Here is a 20,546-nt window from a genome sequence, read left to right on the forward strand (position 1 = left end):
CAGCTCAGGTCCGCAGCCACTTCCACTGCGCCAGGGTCCGCAGCCGGTTCAGCAGGGCCCGGCTCTGCACGGGACCGTACGGCAGGATGGGCACGGCCTTGGTCACGTCGGTGGAGGCCTGGTCCATGGCGCTGCGGGTCACGGTCACCGCGGTGCGCATCTTGTTCATCTGCGTGGTCACGAAATCCAGTTCCACGGGGTCGCCGTGTCCGGGCACGAACACGTTGTAGAGGTCCTCCAGGGCCACCACTTTGCCCAGGGTGCGGATCCATTCCTTCGGAAAGGAGTCCTCGAACGCCGGATCGGCGCCTTCCTCAACCAGGTCTCCGGTGAACAGCACCTCCCCGGCGCCGACCAGCAGGTCGTGTCCGGTGTGGCCGCGGCCCAGATGGAACAGGGTGGCGGTGATGCCGCCGAGGTCCAGGTCCACCGGGGCGTCCTCCACCAGCCGGTTCGGCACCCTGACTGCGGTGTGCGGCCCGGCATCGGCCGCCATCTCCGGTTCGGCGTCGGCGACGTGGATGCGCTGCTCTTCGCCGTGCCCGCCCATCTCCGCTGCAGCCGCGGCAGTGGCCCAGAAGTCCTCCACGCCGGCCTCGGCGGCAAAGAACCCGTTGCCGAAGAAGTGGTCAAAGTGGGCGTGTGTGTTGACCACCGTCAGCGGCAGGTCGGTGACGTCACGGACTGCGGCCAGCAGGGCGGCGGCCTGCCGCGGTCCGCTGCCGGTGTCGATGAGCAGGGCCCGCTCGTCACCGACCACCAGCCCGGTGTTCACCCGGAAACCGGGGCTGCTGAAAACCCAGGTCCGTGGTGCGATCTGCTCGCCCCGCGGTGCCGGTGCTGCTGTTGCTTCGCTCATGCTCGCCCTTCCGCCCTGATCCTGCGCCTGCCATCCAACTTATCCCGGCCGGCCGGAGCCGGCCGGGATAAGCGCAACATTCAGAGATCGGCGAGCACGCTGCCCGGGTTTTCGACGGCGTCCGCGACGTAGCGCAGGAAACCGCCGGCCGTGCCGCCGTCGCACACCCGGTGATCGAAGGCCAGCGTCAGTTCGGTCACCTTGCGCACCGCCAGCCGGCCGGCCACCACCCACGGCTTGTCGATGATCCGGCCGATCCCCAGGATCGCGGATTCCGGATGGTTGATGATCGCCGCGCTGCCGTCGACGCCGAAGACCCCGTAGTTGTTCAGCGTGAAGGTGCCCGAGGTGAGCTCGTCCGGGCTGGCCTTGCCCGCCCGGGCCGCGGCGGTCAGCCGGCGGATCTCGGCGTCGAGCTGGCGGGCGTTCATGGAGTCGGCCCGGCGGATCGAGGGCACGACCAGGCCCCGCTCCGTCTGGGCGGCGAAGCCGAGGTTCACGCCGTCGAAGGCCGCGATTTCGGCGCCGCCGTCCTTGTCCTCCCAGCGGGTGTTCAGCTCCGGGAAGCGGGCGAGGCCGGCCAGAGCAAAGCGGGCCAGGAAGGCCAGGAGCCCCGGCGTGGAGTCGGGGTGGCGCCTCTTCAGGTCCGCGCGCAGTTCCAGCAGCGCGGTGGCATCGACGTCCACCCAGACCGTGGCCTCGGGGATCTCGCGGCGGCTGGCCGCCAGGTTGGCGGCCACTGCCTTGCGCACGCCGCGCACCGGGGTGCGGGTCACGCCGAGGCCGCTGCGGGCGTCGGTGACGCCCGGGCCGGGTTCCGCGTCTGCAGCGGAAGGGCCGGAGGCGGCCGCAACGTTGCCGGCGGCCTCGGGCGCCTGGCCGCCGGCGACGGCCTCACCGGCGCGGGCCAGCACGGAGAGCGCCTGGTCGACATCGCGGCGCAGGATCAGGCCGTCGGGCCCGGAACCGGTCAGGTCCGCCAGCCGGAGTCCGTTCTCGCGGGCGAGGCGGCGGACGATCGGAGAAATACAGCGGGGAGCCTCGGCCTGCTGCGATGCCGCCGGGAGTTCCGACGGCGCGCCGGCCGTCCCTGCCGGGGCCGTGGCAGCAGCGGCTGCAGCGCCGTTCGCGCCTGCTGCGTTGTCCGGGCCCACAGAGTTGTTGTTCCCCGCGGCGGACGACGCGTGCTTCGGGCGCCGGCTCCGCCTGGACTGCCCGTGGCCGCCCGGAGTGCCGTAGCCGATCAGCACGTTTCCGGAGCCGGCCCGTTCCTCCTGGCGGTACGCCTCGCCGGCCGCGCCGGCGTCGCCGCCGGCGGAGGGCAGGGCATGTTCGGGGGTGGCGGGGTCGGGCCGGGTGCCGTTGTGGGCCGCGGCGGACGCATCGGCAGGGCCGCCCGCCTCCGCGGCGGCAGCGGACGGTCCGCCGGCCGCCTCAGCGCCAGGCTCGGCCACCGAGATCAGCGGACGGCCGACGTCGATCGTTTCCCCGGCGGCACCGTGCAGCTGGGCGACGGTACCGGCGTAGGGCGAGGGCACCTCGACCAGGGACTTGGCGGTTTCCACCTCGGCGACGGGCTGGTCGACGGCGATCACCTCGCCCTCCTTGACGAGCCAGGTCACCAGCTCGGCCTCGGTCAGCCCCTCCCCCAGGTCGGGGAGCAGGAAAGTGCGCACGCTCACTGGTCCTCCCACTGCAGCTCGTCGACGGTGTCCAGGATGCGGTCCACGCCCGGCAGGAAGTGGTGTTCCAGCTTGGGAGCCGGGTACGGGATGTCGAAGCCGGTCACCCGGCGCACCGGGGCGGCCAGGGAGTGGAAGCAGCGTTCCTGGATCCGGGCCACGATCTCCGAGGCGACGGAGGCGAACCCGGGTGCTTCGGAGATGACGACGGCGCGGCCGGTCTTGCGGACGGAGGCCGCCACGGTCTCGTCGTCGTAGGGGACGATGGTGCGCAGGTCGATGACCTCCAGCGACCGGCCTTCGGCGGCGGCGGCTTCGGCGGCGTTCAGCGCCGTGGACACGGAGGGCCCGTAGGCGATGAGGGTGGCGTCGGTGCCGGTGCGGGCCACCGACGCGGTCCCGTAGGTGCGGTGCGCGTCGGGATCGCCGGCGCGGCGGCGCTCCTCGGCCAGGTCCACCTTGTCCTTGGACCAGTACAGCTTCTTCGGTTCCAGGAACACGACCGGGTCGTCGAGGCTGATCGCCTCGCGCAGCATCCGGTACGCGTCGCGCACGGTGGCGGGCGCGACGACGGTCAGGCCCGGGGTATGCGCGTAGTAGGACTCGGAGGAATCGCAGTGGTGTTCGACGCCGCCGATGCCGCCGGCGTAGGGAATCCGGATGACAATCGGCATGCGCACCGCGCCGCGGGTGCGGTTGGCCAGCTTCGCGACGTGGCTGACGACCTGCTCGAACGCCGGGTAGGCGAAGGCGTCGAACTGCATCTCGACCACCGGCCGCATGCCGTTCATGGCCATGCCCACGGCCATGCCCATGATGCCGGACTCGGCCAGCGGGGTATCGAAGCAGCGCTCTTCGCCGAACCGGGCGGTCAGCCCGTCGGTAATGCGGAAGACGCCGCCGAGCGGGCCGACGTCCTCGCCGAACATGATGACGCGGGAGTCCGCTTCCATGGCGTCGGCCAGGGCGGTGTTCAGCGCCTTCGCGAAGGTCAGGGTTTCGGTGCCGGCCTCGGCGGGCGCCTGGGTGGTGGCTGTCATCTCGGGGCTGCCTTTCATGCCTCGGTGCGGGAAAGTTCCCCGCGCAGCATTTCGGCCTGTTCCCGCAGCTGCGGGGTCGGCTGGGTGTACACGTAGCGGAACAGGTCCATCGGATCCAGCTCGGTCTCGGCGTTCAGGCCCTCGCGCATGCGGGCGGCGACCGCCTCGGCGTCGGCGGCGATGCGTTCCTCCGCGGCGTCGTCGAGCAGGGACAGGCCGCGCAGGTAGGTGCGCATGCGCAGCAGCGGATCGCGCGGCACCCACTTCTCCACGTCTTCGGAGGACCGGTAGCGGGTGGCGTCGTCGGCGTTGGTGTGGGCCTGCATACGGTAGGTGTGGGCCTCCACCAGCGCGGGGCCGCCGCCTTCGCGGGCCCGGGCGACGGCGGTGCCGAGCACGGCGAGCAGCGCGGCCAGGTCGTTGCCGTCCACGCGCTCGCCGGGCATCCCGTAGCCGATCGCCTTGTGCGCCAGCGACGGCGCGACGGTCTGGTTCTTCAGCGGCACCGAAATCGCGTATTCGTTGTTCTGCACGAAGAAGACCACCGGGACGTGGAACACGGCGGCGAAGTTCAGCGCCTCATGGAAGTCGCCTTCGCTGGTGGCGCCGTCACCGCACATGGCCAGGACCACGGTGTCCTCGCCCTTGAGCTTCGCGGCGTGCGCGACACCGACGGCGTGCAGCAGCTGGGTGGCCAGGGGCGTTGCCTGCGGGGCGACCTTCAGCTCGTAGGGGTTGTAGCCGGCGTGCCAGTCGCCGCGCAGCAGGGTCAGCACCTGCAGCGGGTCGACGCCGCGGGAGACGACGGCGACGGAGTCCCGGTAGGTGGGGAACAGCCAGTCCTGGCTGCCAAGCACCGCTGCGGCGGCCACCTGGCAGGCTTCCTGCCCGTGCGACGACGGGTAGACGGCCATCCGGCCCTGACGGACGAGGGCGTTGGCCTGGTCGTTGATCCGCCGGCCGGTGACCAGGCGGGCGTAGGCTTCCAGCAGCGCCTCGCCGTCGGGTAGGGGGTAGCGGTCGTCGTGGCGGTGCGCGCCGTCGGCGTCCACCAGCTGCACGGGCTCCGCGGAGGGAAGCATCGTGGCGGTGAGGTCCGCGGTCTCTGCCTCGTCCTGGCTGCGGGTGTTGCCCATCGAAATGGTCATGGTGCCTCCCTTGCGTCCGCACGGCCGTCCACGGTGAGCGGTTCGGGCCGGAGGCCGGGCAGCACTGCCCGAGGACCACCGGCGTGGGTGGTGGATGTTCTGTAACCCCAGTATGGGCAGCACCAATTATTCGTATCCAGCACTCCGGGAAACTCTGGACGTTCTGAACAAAGCCCAGTATCGTTGTGGACTGATTGGCGACGTGAGCTGGATAACAATACGAGGTGTAGACGCATGGCAGATCCACAGGCACCGGCCCTGGAGGAGATCGACAAACGCATCCTGGCGGAGCTGACCGCCAACGGCAGGGCCTCGGTGACGGCGGTGGCCGAAGCCGTGCACGTATCCCGTGCGCATGCCTATTCGCGGATCGCCAAGCTCACCGAAACCGGCGTGCTCAGCCGCTTCACCGCCGTCGTCGACCCGGTCAAGGCCGGCCTGCGGGCGAGCGCCTACGTGACCCTGAAGGTCCGCCAGCACGCCTGGCGGGAGCTGCGCGAACAGCTGCGGAAGCTGCCGGAGGTGCACCACATCGCCCTGGTCGGCGGCTCCTTCGATGTGATCCTGCTGGTCCGGGCCGAAGACAACGTCCATCTGCGGCGGGTCATCTTCGACCAGCTGCAGTCGATGCCCGGCGTCCTGGACACGCAGACCTTCCTGGTGTTCGAGGACCTGGACACCCGCTGAGCTGAGGGGCGCAGGTTGCCGGCGCGAACCTTGCCCGCAAACCAAGCCCGGCAACCAAGCCCGGCACCGGACGCACAAACGGGCCCGGCAGCCGCATGGCTGCCGGGCCCGTTTGTGCGCCGGCCGGGGCGGATGGAATGCCCGTCCCGGCCGACCTCAGCGGTCAGTCCTCGTCGTGGCCCTGATCGGTGCTCATCTGCCCCTCGGCGGGCGGGGTCTCTCCCGGAGGAACGCCCCCGCCCGGCTCCAGGCCGGTGATGTTGCCCGACGCCGGGTCCGGGTTCGGGTGCCCGGCCTTGTCCTCGCTGTGGGCGTGGTTGCCGGTACCCTCCTGGGTGCCGGGACCCATCTGCGCATCCTTGGGCTTGTCTGGATTCGCCGGATCGTTGTTCGGGTTGTAGCTGTCAGCCATGCGCCGCCTCCTCATCGGTTCCGTTCAAGCCGCCGTCCGCCGAAGCGGAACTAAGCATGCTTAGTAGCTTGAGTCCAACCTAGCCGCCGTACAGGCGCAGGGCAACCTGCGTTACGGCAGCCGGTCCCGGGTTGCGGCAGCCCGTCCCGGGTTGCGCCACCCGCTGCGGACCGCCGCCGGCCGTGTGTGCGGCGGCGCCTGCCTGCTCAGCTGAACAGCTCCTCCCCCACGAATCCGCCCTCCCGGGCTCCGGGCGGAACCGCGAACACGGCCGATCCGATCGGCACGGTCCATTCGTTGAGGATGTCCAGTTCATCCAGCCTGCGCTGGATGGGCACGAACTGCCGGTCGACGTCGGCCTGGTAGGACACGAAGATCTGCCCGGCGTCGGAGACGGATCCCCCTCCCCCGCCCGCAGCTGCCGGCTCGTCGTAGTTGTAGGACCGCCGGTAGATCCGCTGCCGGGGATCGTCGGGCCGGGCCCGGCGCATGTGTGAATACTCCGGAATGATCGGAAAACCGAGGGAACTCCGGGCCTGGAAGTCCGGCTCGTCGTCCTCCCGGGTGCCGGTCAGCGGGGCCCCGCTGTCGAGCCGGCGCCCCACGCTTTCCTCCCTGGCCGGGCGGTCAAGTTCATCCCAGGTGTCCAGGTTCATGGCGATCCGCCGGATGACCATGGAGGTGCCGCCGGGCAGCCAGGCCGGCATGTCGGCGTCGCCCCACACCACCCGGGTGAAGTCCTCCGAGCCCGCCCGCGGGTTGGCGGTGCCGTCCACCTGGCCGAACAGGTTGCGCATGGTGGTCCCTGCCGCTTCCGTCCCGTAGGAGCGGCGGAAGCCGGACTGGGTCCAGCGCAGGACGGCAAAGGCGCGGCTGTCCTTGAGCAGCATGCGCCGGGCATGCGCCACGGTCAGCGGGTCGTCGGCCGCGATGGCCAGCAGCAGGTCCGCAGCTCCGAACTCCGGCTGCAGCCGGTCGATTCCGAAGGCGGGCAGCGGCCGCAGCCACGACGGCACCAGGCCCGGATTGGCCCGTTCGACCAGCTTCGGTCCGAAACCGAACGTGACGGTAAGCCGGGCCGGCCGCAGAGCCAGCTCCGGTTCGGTGTCCGCGAGGGCCGGCCTGCCCTGGGTCAGGGCGGCGGCGTCATCCGAGAGCAGCCGCAGCAGGGCCTGAAGGCGATCCCGGGAGACCTCCGGCAGCAGATCCAGGCCGAGGAAGACGGCGTGGGCCTGCTCCGGGGTCTCGATTCCGGCCTGGTGCAGCCCGTGGAACGGCACCGTCTGCAGTCCGTTGCCGCCGTCGTCCGCTGCCGCGGCCCGCTCCGGCTCTCCCCGGCCGGAGGCGATCTGCGCTCCGGCCGCGACGAGCGCTCCCAGCCCGGCGGCGGCGCCCCCGGCCAGCAGGTGCCGGCGTCCGACGCCGGAGCGCGGGCGGGCCGCAGCCGGCACCGCGGAGCCCGCGGTAACTGCCGCGTCAGCGGTGTCAGGGGCCGCGCCGGGCACCCCGGGGTCCGCGTCCGGCTTCTCCCGCGGGTCCTCCGGCTGCCCCCGGCCGGGGTCGTTCCGACCCGGATCCGTGCCTCCGGAGCTGCCGGAGCTGCCGGAGGCGCGGTGGAAGCGCTTCATCAGTGGCCGCCGTCGTAGTTCTCGTTGGCGCCTGCGAAGTCCTTGGCGGGGGCCTCGAAGTCGATCAGGCTTCCGTCCTCGAGCTTGAGCTCGATGGTTACCGTGTCTCCGGGCTGAACCGGTCCGGTGAGGCCCATGAGCATGAGGTGGTTGCCGCCGGGCTCCAGCGTGTACTCACCGCCGGCGGGAACGGTGAAACCGCCGTCTACTTCGCGCATGACCATTGCCCCGTGCTCGTTGGCGGCCATTTCGTGCAGTTCGACCTCCTCGGCGGCGTCGGAGGACGCGCCGGTGACGACCAGGTCGCGGTCGCCGTCGTTCACCAGGGTGCCGAAGGCCCCGGTCATGCCGTCGTCGGCAGCCTTGATCCAGGCCTCTTCGACGGACAGCTGTGCGACTTCGGCGGTGGGCGGGGCAGCATCGCCGCGCTCCTCTTCGTAGTTGCAGGCGGTCAGGGCCAGGCCTGCCGCGGCGAGCAGGGCGGCGGTGCGGGTGGAGCGGGAAAAGCGGAAGGTGGTGCTCATGGAAGTGGTGTCCTTTGCAAGGGTTCAGTCGTCAGGTGTCAGTGGAGGCCGGCGCCGGCCGGTCACGCCTGTCCGGTGCGTCCACGCGGTTGCGCGGGCGCACCGGACGGCCAGGCGTCCCGGGTGTCGAGTGCGTGGGCGCAGCCGCGCCGGCACCCGGCCGGTGACACATCAACCGGCCGGGGGTGCGTCAGCTCAGCGGCGCCCGCGCCGCCGCAGCCAGACGGCGGCCGCGTAGATGCCGATCCCGGCCAGGGCACCCAGCCCGGCCGCGGGAACCCAGCCGGGAAGGCCGGAGGCGTCGTCGCCGGCGTCCGGCCGGTCGGCCTCATCGCCTGGGGATGCCTCGGCGGCGCCCGGGGAGGCTGCCCCGGTTCCTCGGCTTGCCTGGTCCTGGCCGGTTGCGGCGCCGGTGGATGCGCTGTCCGCCTCGCCGGAGCCGACCTGGAAGCTGAAGCTCCCGGTGATGGGGTGTCCGTCGCTGGACACGGCCCGCCAGGTGACCTCGTAGGTTCCGTCCTCGAGAGCAGCCAGGGGCTGGGTCAGCGTCTCGCGCTGCAGCTGCAGTTCGCCGCCCGTAACGTCGATGCCGGCGGCATCCTCGACCCGGACTTCATTGCCCAGGTCCATGAGCTCGGCGCTGAACACCAGCTCGACGGCGGCCGGCGCCTCGGGGAGCACGTCGCCGTCGGCGGGGTTGGCGGAGATGAGCCGGTCGTGGGCCAGTGCGGCCGGGGCCGTGGCGAGGGAGGCCGCGAGTCCTGCGGCCAGCGTGGCAAGCGCCAGCATCAAGGCGCCCCAGAGGCGCCATACCGCGTCCGGGGTCGGCAGCGGGCGAACGGATGCCGCCTGTGAAACGTTCGGTGTCGCGGCGGGGTTGCCTTGGGAGGCAGTGGAGTGGTGTGTCATAGCTGCTTTCCGCAGCGCGTGCGGCAGGTGATCGGGAAATGGCCTGCGCCCCCCCGAAGGGTCGACGGACAATGCCGCCTACGCCTTGATGAGGAGTCGGCCGCTGCTGCGCGGTGCAGGAGCAGCAGCATTGGCGGCAAGGGCCACTTCGCGGACCTGTCGGCCCGCGCAGCCTGAAGTCGATGATGGCGGCAACCTGCAGGGTGCGGGCTGCCGCGGGGAATCGGTGATCAGGCGGGCAGCGGAGGCCCGCGGTGGCGCATGGCACGCAGCGGAGCGCCCAGGCGGTGCAGCGGCGAGAGGAAATCCGTCAGGACCGGAACCCGGACATGCCGGACGGCCGGTTGACGGAACAGCGGGAGGTAGGCCGTGATGCGCAGCCGCACGGCCTCGACCAGGCGCCGGGCCGTGGTTTCGCCGTGCCGGATCAGCACGACGGTGATCAGGGCAGCGGCCAGGTGCCCTGCCCACATGAGTGCCCCGCCGGCAGCGAGGCCGGCGGAAGGGACGCCGTCGGCGGCCACGGCAAAGGAGGCGGCGTGGTGTGCGTGACTGCCCAGCCCCGCGGCGGTTCCCAGGGCGTCCAGGCCTGCGCCGGTGGAGCCCGCTGCCGGCGCGGCTGCGTCGGCGCTGAGGGCTGCGGCGTCCCGTCCGGTACCGGACACGTAGGCGCCCGCGCCGCCGACGCTGAACAGCAGGTGGAAGATGCCCTGGCTGCCGGTCACGGCTGCGGCGAGGCGGGGCAGGGACAGCGACCGGCCGGCCACCGCGCAGGACATAAGGCCGGACAGCGCCAGGGAGAGCAGCAGGATGGCCGGGGTGCCGATGGCACCACCGGCGAGCACGTGCGCCGAGGCGGCGACGGCGGTCGCGGCGAAGGCCGCCGACCAGCCGCGCAGCAGCCTCAGGTTACGCGCGTGCATGGATTCTCCGTGGTTGTTCCATCTGCCGTCCGCCCGCTCCGCCGCCGGCACGACGCCGGGCAACGGACGGGCAGTGCCATTCTGCCCGGATTTCTACAGGGTGTCGAATAGTTGCGGACGCCGGGCAGAGAAGGAGCCGGAGTCAGCCCTTGAAGACGGGCTTGCGCTTCTCCTGGAAGGCGGCGAAACCCTCGGCGTAGTCCGCGCTGCCGCAGAGATCGCCCTGGGCGCGGTTTTCGGCCTCCACGGACGTCCACAGGCCGATCCGCTGGTCGCGGATCTGCGTCACCAGCTCCTTGGAGGCGCGGAAGGCGCCGGTGGCGCCGTCGGCCACCCGGGCCACGGTTTCCCGGGTGCGCGGCAGCAGCTCCTCCGCGGGGAAGGCGCGGCTGAACAGCCCGCCGGCCACGGCTTCGGCGCCGCTCATCAGGTCGGCGGTGTAGATCAGGTCCAGGGTGCGGTGCGCGCCGAGGCGTTCGGTGAACAGCCAGTGTCCGCCGGAGTCCAGGGTCGCGCCGAGGTTGGCGAACGGGGAGCCGATCTTCGCGTTCTCGGCCACGTAGACCACGTCGGTGGCGATCAGCAGGCCGAGCCCGACGCCGAGGCAGGCACCCTGCGCGGCGGCAAAGGTGGGCGCCGGGAACGCCGCCATCTTCCGCAGCAGCGGGGTGACCTTATCGGCCAGGTAGCCGTACGCGTCGTCGTCGGCGGGCACGACGCCGGAAATGTCGCGGCCGGCGCAGAACCCGCGGCCTTCGCCGCGCAGCAGCAGGGCCCGGACGCCGGCGGCGGCTGCCTCGTCGTAGGCGCGGTCGAGGTCGGCGAGGGCCTGCTCATCCAGCGCGTTCATCTTCTGCGGGGCGTTGAGCACCACCTCGGCGACGTTGCCCTCGATGCTCAGCTCGATCATGCTCATGCCTGTCCTCCTAGGCGTCGTAGTCGACGGTGACTGCGGGGCTGGTGGGCCGGGTCTGGCAGGTCAGCACGTAGCCCTTGTCGATCTCGTCGGGCTCCAGCGCGTAGTTCTCCTCCATCTCGACCGTGCCGGTGACGACCTTGGCCCGGCAGGTGCCGCAGACGCCGCCGGCGCAGGCGAACGGTACGTCCGGGCGCACCCGCAGCGCGGCGTTGAGGATGGATTCGCGGGCGTGGGTGGGGCTGGCCACCTTGCCCTGCAGGCCGTCCAGGTTGAAGGTGATCTCGAAGTTGTCGGCGGACGGGTCCACCTCCACCGGGCGGCCGATCTGGCCTTCGGGGCGGGCGGGCTGCCCGGTGGTGAACAGCTCGAAGCGGACCTTTTCCGCAGGAACGCCGCGCTCGGCGAGGCTGTCGCGGCAGAGCTGGACCAGCTCGAACGGCCCGCAGAGGAACCATTCGTCAACGTCGCCGGTGGGCAGCACCGAGTCGATGAGCGTGGTGAGCTTCTCGGAGTCGATCCTGCCGGAGAGCAGCGGACTGATCCGCTGTTCGCGGGAGAGCACATGGTGCACGGCGAAGCGGGTGGGGTATTTGTCCTTCAGGTCCGCGATCTCCTCCAGGAACATCACGTCCATGGCGGCCTTGTTGGCGTAGACCAGGTCGAAGCGCACGGTGTCGGAGGCGGCCAGCACGGTGCGGGCGATGGAGATCACCGGCGTGATGCCGGAGCCGGCGGCGACGGCAACGAACACGTCCTGGCCGGCGACGTCGATCTGCTCCGGGTGGTTCAGCTCGGTCATCTTGTGCTTGGAGATGAACGCGCCGGTGGGGCTCATGACGTCCAGCACGTCTCCGGCCTTGAGGCTCTCGTTGGCCCAGGTGGAGAACTTGCCGCCCAGGTCCCGCTTGATGGCGACTTTGACCTCACCCGGGCGGGGCTCGGCGCAGATGGAGTAGCTGCGCCGCAGCTCCTGCCCGTCGAGGACAGTGCGCAGCGCCACGTACTGGCCGGGCAGGTAATCGTAGTGGCCCACCAGCTCCTCGGGCACCGCGAAGGTGACCTCGACGGCGTCGTCGGTGAGCCGGCGGACCGCGCTGACGGTCAGGGGGTGGAACGTGGTGCGGCGCGACGGTGCGGCCGGTGCGGCGGTTTCGGTTGTCATTCTTAGAGCACCTTGAAGTAGTCGAAGGGTTCGCGGCAGTCCTGGCAGACGTAGAGCGCCTTGCAGGAGGTGGAACCGAAGCGGGTCATTTCGCGCGTGTTCAGCGAACTGCACTGCGGGCATTTCACACTGAGCCCCAGCCGGACCGGCCCGGCGGCTGCCTTGCCGGTGGGCGGGGCGATGCCGTATTCGCTGAGCTTGGCCTTGCCGGCCTCGCTCATCCAGTCCGTGGTCCAGGCCGGTGACAGCACCAGGTCCACCTGCACGGCCGGGTAGCCGGCGGCCATCAGCGCGGCGGTCACGTCGTCGCGGATGGCGTCCATGGCGGGGCAGCCGGAGTAGGTGGGGGTGATCTGCACCCGCACCGCCGGATGGCCGCCGGCGTCGCCGGCATCCTCCACGGAGACCGAGCGGAGCACGCCCAGATCCTCGATGGTGAGCACCGGGATCTCGGGGTCGCACACCGTGGCGGCGACGTCCCAGGCGGCGGCGGAGGCGGCGTCGGCGGGCCGCAGCGGTGAGTGGACGGAGATGCCCATGGCTACCAGGTGGCTCCGGGGTGCTGGCGGGCGAGGACCTGCATCTCGGCCAGGATGTAGCCCAGGTGCTCGCTGTGCTGTCCGCGGCGGCCGCCGCCCGGAGCCGGCTGCACGTCGGGAACCTGCAGCTCGGCCTCGGCGAGGACCGCACCGACCTTGGCGTCGAAGGCCGTGCGCAGCGACGAGGGCCGGACGGCGACGCCGTCGAGCTTCTCCACCAGCTCGTCGTCGACAAAGAGCTCGTTCACGTAGGGCCAGATCTTCTCCAGCGAGCGCGTCATCCGGCGGCGGGATTCATCGGTGCCCAGGCCCAGGCGCAGCACCCACTGGGAGCTGTGGTCGCGGTGGTAGTCGACCTCCTTGACCGCCTTGGCGGCGATCGCGGCGATCGTCTCGTCCGTGGACTCCAGCAGGGCGGTGTAGAGCTCGTACTGGAAGAAGGAGACGATCAGCTGGCGGGCGATGGTGTCCGCGAAGTCCCCGTTGGGCTGCTCGACGATGTGTGCGGAACGGAATTCGGTCTCGTCCCGCCAGTAGGCCAGGTCGTCTTCTGTCTTGCCCCAGGCGGTGCCGGCGTAGGTGAGGAAGGAGCGGGCGTGCCCGATGAGGTCCAGGCCGATGTTGGCCAGGGCCACGTCCTCTTCCAGCTCGGGGGCGCGGGAGATCCACCAGCCCAGGCGCTGGGCCAGGATCAGGGCGTCGTCGCCCAGGCGCAGCGCGTACTCGGCCACGTCCCCGGGGGCGTGCAGCTCGGAGGCGGCGATGTCCTCGGGGCGCAGGGCGTTGCCCGGGGTGATGCGGGTGGCGCTGTCCATGTTCACAGGTGCTTCACCCCTTCGGACTTCGTGTAGTACGTGGCGTGCCGGTAGTCCTTGCCCTGCGGGGACTCGAAGAACTGGCCCTTGGCATCGGGGTCGGAGGCGATGATGGCCGACGCCGGCACCACCCAGAGCGAGACGCCCTCGTTGCGGCGGGTGTAGAGGTCACGTGCGTTGCGCACGGCCATGTCGGCATCGGGGGCGTGCAGCGATCCGGCGTGGACGTGGGAGAGCCCACGGGAGGAGCGGACGAAGACCTCCCACAGCGGCCAGGCTGCGCTGACTCCGGTTGATTCCTGCGCCATCTCTTATGCCACCTCGGCCTTTCGTGCCTGTCGTGCCGCGTAGGCCGCGGCGGCTTCGCGCACCCAGGCGCCTTCTTCGTGGGCCTCGCGCCGGCGGGCCAGGCGCTGCGAGTTGCAGGGGCCGCGGCCGGCTAGGACTTCCTTGAACTCGTTCCAGTCGAGCGGGCCGTGCTCCCACTTGCCGGTTTCCTCGTTGAACCGGACCTGGTCATCCGGCAGGGTCAGGCCCAGGACGTTGACCTGCTCGACCATCATGCCGACGAAGCGCTGGCGCAGCTCGTCATTGGAGAAGCGCTTGATCTTCCAGGCCATCGACTGCTTGGAGTTGGGCGAGTCGTCGTCCGGCGGGCCGAACATCATCAGGGCCGGGGCGTACCAGCGGTTGATTGCGTCCTGGGCCATCTGCCGCTGGGCCTCGGTGCCGTTGGCCAGTTCCAGCAGGATCTCGAAGCCCTGCCTCTGGTGGAAGGACTCTTCCTTGCAGATGCGGACCATGGCCCGGCCGTAGGGGCCGTAGGAGGCCCGGCAGAGCGGAACCTGGTTGCAGATCGCGGCGCCGTCAACCAGCCAGCCGATGGCTCCCATGTCCGCCCAGGTCAGCGTGGGGTAGTTGAAGATCGAGGAGTAGCGGGCCTTGCCGGCGATGAGGTCCTCGGTCATCTTCTCGCGCGGGGTGCCGAGGGTTTCGGCGGCGGAGTAGAGGTAGAGGCCGTGGCCGGCCTCGTCCTGGACCTTGGCCATGAGGATGGCCTTGCGCTTGAGCGAGGGCGCACGGGTGATCCAGTTGGCTTCGGGCTGCATGCCGATGATTTCCGAATGCGCGTGCTGGGAGATCTGGCGGACCAGGGTCTTCCGGTAGGCCTCCGGCATCCAGTCACGGGGCTCGATGCGCGAGTCCTCGGCAATGATCCGATCGAAGTATTCCTGCCCGGCCGTTTCCTCGGCCGAGGGAACAGCATGCAGTTCGGGCGATGCCTGTGCCTGCGTAGCCATATATGTCACCTCACTGTGCGTCTTGCCGCTGCTTTATCCGGAACAGCGCCCGCCGCCCGGTGCGCTCCGCGGGCGCGGAAGCGCGGCCGTATTTACCGACCGTTCGTTCAGGATATGGGTGTGGTCGACGGCACGTCAAGGCGGCGCCCCGGGATCGGCGTCGGCATGGCCGGTCCGGGCCACCCGTGGGACGGGGATACCGTTGGAACAGACAGCTTGAGCAGAGAGCCGACGAAGGGAGGACCGTGGAGACCGAGGAACCCCCGGCTCCCGGGCAGGGCCCGGAGCGGTGGGCCCTGCCCCGCCCGACCGCCGCACAGGCCGCGCGCATCACCGTCCCGACGCTCCTCGGCCTCGCCGGCTTCTCTGCCGTCGCCGGAGCCGTTGCCTCCACCGGGGGAACCCTCGCGGTGACGCTGCCGGCGGCGGCCACCCTCGCCGTACTGCTGGTCTCCGCCGGAGCCGCGCCCTTTGTCCTGCCGACCCTCGCACGGGTGCCCTGGTGGAAAACGGCCGCGGGCGTCATCGGGGCAGCCGTCTTCCTGTTCGTGCTGCACCTGGCCGCCGGACACGTGGTCCTGTTGACGCTTCCGGCGGCTCCCGTCGCGGTGGCGGGCGGTGCCCTGCTGCTCAGCACCTCGCTCTGGGGCCAGTTCCGCCGCGGGCCCGCCCCGGACCCGGTCATCGTGCCTGCCCGGGACCTCAGTTCCCGCCCTTACGCCGGGACCCTGCTGACCGTGCTGGCGAACTGGATCCTTTTCCTGGCCGCCGGAGCCGTCACCGCGGGGTTCCTGTTGAACCGGTAGCCGCGCCGACGGGTGCACCTAAGCCCCGGGCATAACCGGCCGCGGCAGCCTTCCCCCCGGCACCCGGCTGGATATATTCGACAGATGACTACTTCGCAGCCACCCGTCGCCAAGAAGGTACCGACCGAGCGCATCCACCACGGCCACACATTCGTCGACCCGTATGAGTGGCTGCGGGAGAAGGAGAACCCCGAGGTCGTCGCCCACCTCGAGGCGGAGAACGCCTACACCGCGGAGGTCACCAAAGACCAGGACCAGCTGCGGCAGGACATCTTCAACGAGATCAAGGCGCGGACCGTGGAAACCGATCTCTCGGTTCCGGCCCGCAAGCGCGGCTGGTGGTACTACACCCGCACCGAAGAAGGGAAGCAGTACGGCATCCAGTGCCGCACCGCCGCCCGGGACACCGGCGACCTGCAGGCGGACTGGACCCCGCCCGCCGTCGAGCCCGGGGTCCCCGTTCCCGGCGAGCAGATCCTGCTGGACGGCAACGCGGAGGCCGAAGGCAAGCCCTTCTTCTCGCTCGGCGGCATGGCCGTGACCGAAGACGGCAACCTGTTCGCCTGGGCCGAGGACAACGCCGGCGATGAGCGCTTTACGCTGCGGATCAAGGACCTGCGCACCGGCGAGCTGCTGCCGGACGTCATCGAGAACGTCTTCTACGGCCTGGCCTTCTCCCCCGACGGCACCCGCGTCTTCTACATGGTGGTGGACGACTCCTGGCGGCCGCACCAGGTCAAGGCCCATGTGCTCGGGACCGACCCGGCGGACGACGTCGTCATCTACCAGGAGGACGACGTGGCAATGTGGACGGGCTTTGAGCTCTCCGCGGACCGGCGCCAGCTGGTGATCGGCATCGGCAACTCCGAGTACAGCGAGTACCGCGTGATGGACTTCGAGGACCCCGCCTCGCAGCTGCGCACGCTCATCCCGCGCAGCGCCCGCATCCTCTATGAGGCGGAGCCGCTGACCCTCGCCGGGCAGCGCCAGTACCTGCTGACCCACAACCGGGGCGCCCTGAACTCGATGGTCTCCCTGGTCGCGGAGGAGGAGTTCGCCAAGCCGCTCGAGGAGCAGCTGTGGAACACCGTGGTCCCCCACCGCGACGACGTGCGCGTCAACGGCGCCGCGGTCACCGGCACCCATGTGCTGGTTTCGGTGCGCAAGGACACCACCGAGCGTGTCCAGGTGCTCCCCGTCCAGGGACTGGGCACCGAGGCCCAGGGCGATCCGCTGGAACCGGCCTTCGACGAAGAGCTCTACACGGCCAGCCTGTCCAACGCCGAGTACGACTCCCCGGTGATCCGCCTCTCCTACACCTCCTACCTCACCCCGCCGCGGGTGTACGACTACGTGCTGGAAACCGGCGACCTGCAGCTGCGCCGCGAAACCCCGGTGCGCGGCGGCTACGATCCGGCGGACTACGTGGCGGAGCGGGACTGGGCGACGGCGGAGGACGGCACCCGGATCCCGCTCTCCGTGCTGCGGCGGGCCGAGGTGGCACGCGACGGCGGCAACCCCGCCCTGGTGTACGCGTACGGCAGCTACGAGATCAGCATGGACCCGGCCTTCAACATTGCCCGGCTGTCCCTGCTGGACCGGGGCGTCGTCTATGTCATTGCGCATGTGCGCGGCGGCGGCGAAATGGGCCGGGCCTGGTACGACGACGGCAAGAAGCTGAACAAGAAGAACACCTTCACCGACTTCGTGGCCGCCACCGACCACGTGGCATCCTCCGGCTGGGCGGATCCGGCCCGGATCGCCGCCATGGGCGGTTCCGCCGGCGGGCTGCTGATGGGCGCCGTCGCGAACCTGGCCCCGGAAAAGTACCGCGCGATCGTGGCGCAGGTGCCGTTCGTGGACGCCCTGACCACCATCCTCGATCCGGAGCTGCCGCTCTCGGCGCTGGAATGGGAGGAGTGGGGCAATCCGATCACCGATCCGGAGGTGTACCGCTACATGGCCGAATACACCCCGTACGAGAACGTGCGCGAGGCCGCCTATCCGCGGATCGCCGCGGTGACCAGCTTCAACGACACCCGCGTGCTGTACGTCGAGCCTGCCAAGTGGGTGGCCGCCCTGCGGGAAAAGGGCACCGGCAGCGAGCCGATCGTGCTCAAGACCGAAATGGACGGCGGGCACGGCGGCGCATCCGGCCGCTACGAGGCCTGGAAGGACCGCGCCTGGGACTACGCGTTCATCCTCGCCGCCCTGGACGCGCGGGATCTGCTCCCCTCCGTCAAGCCGGTGGCCGCCGGAAGCTGACCGGCGGAGGGCTGACCGGAAGCCCCGCGAACGGGGGCCTGGATCGGGCCGGGATGGCGCTGCGGCGCCCGTCCCGGCCCTTCCGTGTATCCGGGGCCGGTGAGAGCGGCGTCATGCAGCCATGTGGCGTGGCTCAAACTTGACAGTGAGAACCCTCACAGGATTACCTAATGAACATTCGGTAAATAAGGCGAGAGGGTTTCCACATGGCTGACGGCGCCGTCACCACCCACCCGGGGAGCACCCCGGCCCATCCCATCCTGGAGCAGGACGCCACGAGCGAGTGGCTCGGCATCGAAGTCCTGCACACCGCCGCCGGCGAAGCGACCATCACCATGGAGCTGCGCCCGGAAATGCTCAACGGCTTCGGCATCGCCCACGGCGGCATGGTCTTTGCCTTCGCCGACACCGCCTTCGCCCTGGCCTGCAACCCGCACGACGGGCCCGCCATGGCCGAGGCCCCCATGGTCACGGTCGCCTCCGGCGCCGACATCAACTTCCTCGCCTCGGCCAAGGCCGGGGACCGGCTGACCGCCGTCGCCCGCCACCGCGCCTCCTCCGGGAGGAGCGGCGTCTACGACATCCAGATCACCGCTGCCTCGGCCGACGGCGGCAGCACGGTCATCGCCGAGTTCCGGGGCCGTTCCCGCACCATTCCCAATCCACGCACCCGCCGGTAGCAACCGCCACCCCCTTCCCCCACAGCAAGAAACGAAGGTTACGCATGAAGACCGCGCCCGCACCCATCAAGTCCACCGCAGCGGACCCCTCCACCTGGGATCCCGAGGAACGGATGAGCCGCGACGAGCTGGAGGCGCTGCAGCTGACCCGGCTGCAGCACACCCTCAAGTACGCCTACGAGCGCGTTCCGCTGTACACGAAGAAGTTCGACGACGCGGGCGTGCGGCCCGAGGACCTCAAGGAGCTCGCGGACCTCCGGCTGTTTCCGTACACCACCAAGGAAGACCTGCGGCAGACCTACCCCTTCGGCATGTTCGCCGTTCCTCAGGACCAGGTGGCCCGCATCCATGCCTCCTCCGGCACCACCGGCCGGCCCACCGTCGTCGGCTACACCCGTGGCGACCTGGACCGCTGGGGCACCCTGGTGGCCCGCTCGCTGCGCGCCTCCGGCGTCAAGAGCAGCTACAAGGTGCACAACGCCTACGGGTACGGCCTGTTCACCGGCGGCCTCGGTGCGCACTTCGGGGCGGAGACCCTGGGCTGCACCGTGATTCCCATGTCCGGCGGGCAGACCGAGAAGCAGATCCAGCTGATCCGCGACTTCGAGCCGGACACCATCCTCTGCACCCCCACCTACCTGCTGACCATCGGCGACGCCATGCAGAAGGCCGGCCTGGATCCCCGCAGCACCTCGCTGAAGAACGCCGTCCTGGGCGCCGAACCGTGGACCGAGGAGATGCGCCGCGAGCTCGAGGCGATGTTCAACATCGACGCCTGCGACATCTACGGCCTCTCAGAGGTGATGGGCCCCGGCGTCGCCGGCGAATGCGTGGAGACCAAGGACGGCGCGCATATCTGGGAGGACCACTTCCGCCCCGAGATCATCGACCCGTTCGATGACACGAAGGTCCTGGGCGACGGCGAGCACGGCGAGCTGGTCTTCACCTCCCTGACCAAGGAGGCGCTGCCGATCATCCGGTACCGCACCCACGACCTGACCCGCCTGCTGCCCGGCACGTCCCGGCCGTCCATGCGCCGGATGGGCCGCATCACCGGGCGCAACGACGACATGATCATCCTGCGCGGGGTGAACCTGTTCCCCAGCCAGGTGGAGGAGATCGCGCTGCGCGTGCCGGGCCTCAGCCCGCACTTCCAGCTGGAAATCACCCGTCCGGACCGGATGGACGAGCTGACGGTGAAGATCGAACGGCGTGAGGACTGCACTGCGGAGGCCGCAGCCGCTGCGGCGGTCACCCTGAAGAAGGAAATCAAGATTCACATCGGATCCTCCTGCGGCATCCAGGTCGTCGAGCCGGGCACGCTGGCCCGTTCCAGCGGCAAGCTGCGCCGCATCTATGACCTGCGCAAGGAGCAGCCGCAGGGCTAAGGCCTGCGGGGGCAGGCAGGGCCCCGGCCGCCGTTCATTCAGTGACACATGCGAAAATGGGAGCCATGCCTACTTCAACCTCATCCGCGGCGGGTGCTGCCGGCACCCGCCGCGGACGCCCCGGCTACGACCAGCAGTCGGTGCTCAACATCGCGGTGGACGTGTTCAACCGGCACGGCTACGAGGCGACCTCCATGGGCATCCTCGCGGAGAACCTGGGCATCACCAAGTCCGCGATCTACCACCACGTCCCTTCCAAGGGCGACCTGCTGAGGCTGGCCCTTGAGGAGGCCCTCGGCGGCCTAGAAGGCGTGCTGGATGACCCCCGTGCATCCGAGGGTCCGGCCGAGCAGCGCCTGGAGTTCGTGCTCCGGGGCACCATCGCGGTCCTGGCCGAGCGGCTGCCCTATGTGACCCTGCTGCTGCGCCTGCGCGGCAACACCGAGATCGAGCGCGATGCGCTGGAACGCCGGCGTGCGTTCGACCGCCGGGTCGCGGCGCTGGTCGACGCCGCCCGCACCGAAGGCTCGCTGCGCAGCGACATTGACCCGCGCACCACCACACGGCTGCTGTTCGGCACCATCAACTCCATCGTGGAGTGGTACAAGCCCGGCGGGCCGATCTCCCCGGAGAAGCTGGCCGACGACGTCATCACCATGGTCTTCGACGGGCTGCACGCCCGCTCCTGAGGCGTCTTTTCCGCCCTCCGGCCGCCCGGGAGGCGGATTGGGCGACGCACCGGCGCAGCCGGCGAGGGCATCCGGCGAGAATGACCAGCGCAAGCAGTTCATGATTCGACCGCTTAACGGCAAAGGCCGGCGGCCCCCAGGGGCCCGCCGGCCTTCGCCGTTGCCTGCAG

Annotated in this window: 21 protein-coding genes; 6 read left to right on the forward strand and 15 right to left on the reverse strand. The window is 70.4% G+C overall.

Going from position 1 to position 20,546, the window contains the following annotated elements:
* Positions 1–4: 4 nt before the first annotated feature.
* The 4 genes from AC5RV6_RS02680 to pdhA all read right to left on the reverse strand — a co-directional run bounded on the left by AC5RV6_RS02680 (position 5) and on the right by pdhA (position 4,717).
* Positions 5–859, reverse strand: coding sequence for an MBL fold metallo-hydrolase (locus tag AC5RV6_RS02680; protein WP_494005734.1), 855 nt, complete (start codon positions 857–859; stop codon positions 5–7).
* Between the two features lie 80 nt (positions 860–939).
* Positions 940–2,535: a dihydrolipoamide acetyltransferase family protein gene (locus AC5RV6_RS02685; protein WP_494006610.1), complete on the reverse strand. Its 1,596-nt coding sequence runs from the start codon at positions 2,533–2,535 to the stop codon at positions 940–942.
* A gap of 2 nt (positions 2,536–2,537) precedes the next feature.
* Positions 2,538–3,581 carry an alpha-ketoacid dehydrogenase subunit beta gene (locus tag AC5RV6_RS02690; protein WP_494005735.1) on the reverse strand — a complete coding sequence of 348 codons (1,044 nt, stop codon included), beginning with the start codon at positions 3,579–3,581 and terminating at the stop codon, positions 2,538–2,540.
* A 14-nt stretch (positions 3,582–3,595) separates the two neighbouring features.
* Positions 3,596–4,717: a pyruvate dehydrogenase (acetyl-transferring) E1 component subunit alpha gene (gene pdhA, locus AC5RV6_RS02695; protein WP_494006611.1), complete on the reverse strand. Its 1,122-nt coding sequence runs from the start codon at positions 4,715–4,717 to the stop codon at positions 3,596–3,598.
* 246 nt (positions 4,718–4,963) lie between these two features.
* Here pdhA and AC5RV6_RS02700 point away from each other — a divergent pair, with 246 nt between their 5' ends.
* Positions 4,964–5,416, forward strand: a complete 453-nt coding sequence (locus AC5RV6_RS02700; protein WP_494005736.1) for an Lrp/AsnC family transcriptional regulator — start codon at positions 4,964–4,966, stop codon at positions 5,414–5,416.
* Between the two features lie 163 nt (positions 5,417–5,579).
* On the opposite strand, the gene AC5RV6_RS02705 is transcribed toward AC5RV6_RS02700, so the two are convergent.
* The 11 genes from AC5RV6_RS02705 to paaA form a co-directional block, all read right to left on the reverse strand.
* Positions 5,580–5,828: a DUF6480 family protein gene (locus tag AC5RV6_RS02705; protein ID WP_494005737.1), complete on the reverse strand. Its 249-nt coding sequence runs from the start codon at positions 5,826–5,828 to the stop codon at positions 5,580–5,582.
* Positions 5,829–6,034: 206 nt separating this feature from the next.
* Positions 6,035–7,456 (reverse strand): Dyp-type peroxidase, encoded by a 1,422-nt coding sequence (locus AC5RV6_RS02710; protein ID WP_494005738.1) that lies wholly within the window; start codon positions 7,454–7,456, stop codon positions 6,035–6,037.
* A complete protein-coding gene (locus AC5RV6_RS02715) occupies positions 7,456–7,980 on the reverse strand; it encodes a copper chaperone PCu(A)C (RefSeq protein WP_494005739.1) in 525 nt (174 codons plus the stop codon). Before AC5RV6_RS02715 ends, AC5RV6_RS02710 begins: the two co-directional genes overlap by 1 nt.
* A gap of 195 nt (positions 7,981–8,175) precedes the next feature.
* Positions 8,176–8,769, reverse strand: coding sequence for a copper resistance CopC family protein (locus tag AC5RV6_RS02720; protein ID WP_494005740.1), 594 nt, complete (start codon positions 8,767–8,769; stop codon positions 8,176–8,178).
* A gap of 350 nt (positions 8,770–9,119) precedes the next feature.
* Positions 9,120–9,812, reverse strand: a complete 693-nt coding sequence (locus AC5RV6_RS02725) for a hypothetical protein (protein WP_494005741.1) — start codon at positions 9,810–9,812, stop codon at positions 9,120–9,122.
* A 142-nt stretch (positions 9,813–9,954) separates the two neighbouring features.
* Positions 9,955–10,722 (reverse strand): enoyl-CoA hydratase/isomerase family protein, encoded by a 768-nt coding sequence (locus AC5RV6_RS02730; RefSeq protein ID WP_494006612.1) that lies wholly within the window; start codon positions 10,720–10,722, stop codon positions 9,955–9,957.
* A gap of 16 nt (positions 10,723–10,738) precedes the next feature.
* On the reverse strand, positions 10,739–11,893 hold the full coding sequence (gene paaE / locus AC5RV6_RS02735; RefSeq protein WP_494005742.1) for a 1,2-phenylacetyl-CoA epoxidase subunit PaaE: 1,155 nt from the start codon (positions 11,891–11,893) through the stop codon (positions 10,739–10,741).
* A 2-nt stretch (positions 11,894–11,895) separates the two neighbouring features.
* Positions 11,896–12,432 carry a 1,2-phenylacetyl-CoA epoxidase subunit PaaD gene (gene paaD, locus AC5RV6_RS02740; RefSeq protein WP_494005743.1) on the reverse strand — a complete coding sequence of 179 codons (537 nt, stop codon included), beginning with the start codon at positions 12,430–12,432 and terminating at the stop codon, positions 11,896–11,898.
* A 2-nt stretch (positions 12,433–12,434) separates the two neighbouring features.
* Positions 12,435–13,247 carry a 1,2-phenylacetyl-CoA epoxidase subunit PaaC gene (gene paaC / locus AC5RV6_RS02745; protein ID WP_494005744.1) on the reverse strand — a complete coding sequence of 271 codons (813 nt, stop codon included), beginning with the start codon at positions 13,245–13,247 and terminating at the stop codon, positions 12,435–12,437.
* A 2-nt stretch (positions 13,248–13,249) separates the two neighbouring features.
* Positions 13,250–13,555, reverse strand: a complete 306-nt coding sequence (gene paaB, locus AC5RV6_RS02750; protein ID WP_494005745.1) for a 1,2-phenylacetyl-CoA epoxidase subunit PaaB — start codon at positions 13,553–13,555, stop codon at positions 13,250–13,252.
* Between the two features lie 3 nt (positions 13,556–13,558).
* Positions 13,559–14,548: a 1,2-phenylacetyl-CoA epoxidase subunit PaaA gene (gene paaA, locus AC5RV6_RS02755; protein ID WP_494005746.1), complete on the reverse strand. Its 990-nt coding sequence runs from the start codon at positions 14,546–14,548 to the stop codon at positions 13,559–13,561.
* 245 nt (positions 14,549–14,793) lie between these two features.
* Here paaA and AC5RV6_RS02760 point away from each other — a divergent pair, with 245 nt between their 5' ends.
* The 5 genes from AC5RV6_RS02760 (at position 14,794) to AC5RV6_RS02780 (ending at position 20,376) form a co-directional block, all read left to right on the forward strand.
* The gene (locus AC5RV6_RS02760) at positions 14,794–15,354 is read left to right on the forward strand and encodes a hypothetical protein (protein ID WP_494005747.1); all 561 of its coding nucleotides are present in this window, start codon (positions 14,794–14,796) and stop codon (positions 15,352–15,354) included.
* 84 nt (positions 15,355–15,438) lie between these two features.
* Complete coding sequence (locus AC5RV6_RS02765; protein ID WP_494005748.1) at positions 15,439–17,619, forward strand: S9 family peptidase; 2,181 nt, start codon at positions 15,439–15,441, stop codon at positions 17,617–17,619.
* A 206-nt stretch (positions 17,620–17,825) separates the two neighbouring features.
* Positions 17,826–18,299: a hotdog fold thioesterase gene (locus tag AC5RV6_RS02770; RefSeq protein WP_494005749.1), complete on the forward strand. Its 474-nt coding sequence runs from the start codon at positions 17,826–17,828 to the stop codon at positions 18,297–18,299.
* 44 nt (positions 18,300–18,343) lie between these two features.
* Positions 18,344–19,687: a phenylacetate--CoA ligase PaaK gene (gene paaK, locus AC5RV6_RS02775; protein WP_494005750.1), complete on the forward strand. Its 1,344-nt coding sequence runs from the start codon at positions 18,344–18,346 to the stop codon at positions 19,685–19,687.
* A 65-nt stretch (positions 19,688–19,752) separates the two neighbouring features.
* On the forward strand, positions 19,753–20,376 hold the full coding sequence (locus AC5RV6_RS02780; RefSeq protein ID WP_494005751.1) for a TetR/AcrR family transcriptional regulator: 624 nt from the start codon (positions 19,753–19,755) through the stop codon (positions 20,374–20,376).
* Positions 20,377–20,546 lie beyond the last annotated feature (170 nt).

It is taken from the genome of Arthrobacter saudimassiliensis, assembly GCF_059090665.1.

Bases quoted from the DNA above. Each gene is read 5' to 3' on its own strand.
- AC5RV6_RS02730 (WP_494006612.1), bottom strand. From the start codon at position 10,722: ATGATCGAGCTGAGCATCGAGGGCAACGTCGCCGAGGTGGTGCTCAAC.
- AC5RV6_RS02780 (WP_494005751.1), top strand. From the start codon at position 19,753: ATGCCTACTTCAACCTCATCCGCGGCGGGTGCTGCCGGCACCCGCCGC.
- AC5RV6_RS02725 (WP_494005741.1), bottom strand. From the start codon at position 9,812: ATGCACGCGCGTAACCTGAGGCTGCTGCGCGGCTGGTCGGCGGCCTTC.
- AC5RV6_RS02770 (WP_494005749.1), top strand. From the start codon at position 17,826: ATGGCTGACGGCGCCGTCACCACCCACCCGGGGAGCACCCCGGCCCAT.
- paaE (WP_494005742.1), bottom strand. From the start codon at position 11,893: ATGACAACCGAAACCGCCGCACCGGCCGCACCGTCGCGCCGCACCACG.
- AC5RV6_RS02765 (WP_494005748.1), top strand. From the start codon at position 15,439: ATGACTACTTCGCAGCCACCCGTCGCCAAGAAGGTACCGACCGAGCGC.
- AC5RV6_RS02715 (WP_494005739.1), bottom strand. From the start codon at position 7,980: ATGAGCACCACCTTCCGCTTTTCCCGCTCCACCCGCACCGCCGCCCTG.
- paaA (WP_494005746.1), bottom strand. From the start codon at position 14,548: ATGGCTACGCAGGCACAGGCATCGCCCGAACTGCATGCTGTTCCCTCG.
- AC5RV6_RS02680 (WP_494005734.1), bottom strand. From the start codon at position 859: ATGAGCGAAGCAACAGCAGCACCGGCACCGCGGGGCGAGCAGATCGCA.
- paaK (WP_494005750.1), top strand. From the start codon at position 18,344: ATGAAGACCGCGCCCGCACCCATCAAGTCCACCGCAGCGGACCCCTCC.
- paaD (WP_494005743.1), bottom strand. From the start codon at position 12,432: ATGGGCATCTCCGTCCACTCACCGCTGCGGCCCGCCGACGCCGCCTCC.
- paaB (WP_494005745.1), bottom strand. From the start codon at position 13,555: ATGGCGCAGGAATCAACCGGAGTCAGCGCAGCCTGGCCGCTGTGGGAG.
- AC5RV6_RS02690 (WP_494005735.1), bottom strand. From the start codon at position 3,581: ATGACAGCCACCACCCAGGCGCCCGCCGAGGCCGGCACCGAAACCCTG.
- AC5RV6_RS02700 (WP_494005736.1), top strand. From the start codon at position 4,964: ATGGCAGATCCACAGGCACCGGCCCTGGAGGAGATCGACAAACGCATC.
- AC5RV6_RS02710 (WP_494005738.1), bottom strand. From the start codon at position 7,456: ATGAAGCGCTTCCACCGCGCCTCCGGCAGCTCCGGCAGCTCCGGAGGC.
- pdhA (WP_494006611.1), bottom strand. From the start codon at position 4,717: ATGGGCAACACCCGCAGCCAGGACGAGGCAGAGACCGCGGACCTCACC.
- AC5RV6_RS02720 (WP_494005740.1), bottom strand. From the start codon at position 8,769: ATGCTGGCGCTTGCCACGCTGGCCGCAGGACTCGCGGCCTCCCTCGCC.
- paaC (WP_494005744.1), bottom strand. From the start codon at position 13,247: ATGGACAGCGCCACCCGCATCACCCCGGGCAACGCCCTGCGCCCCGAG.
- AC5RV6_RS02705 (WP_494005737.1), bottom strand. From the start codon at position 5,828: ATGGCTGACAGCTACAACCCGAACAACGATCCGGCGAATCCAGACAAG.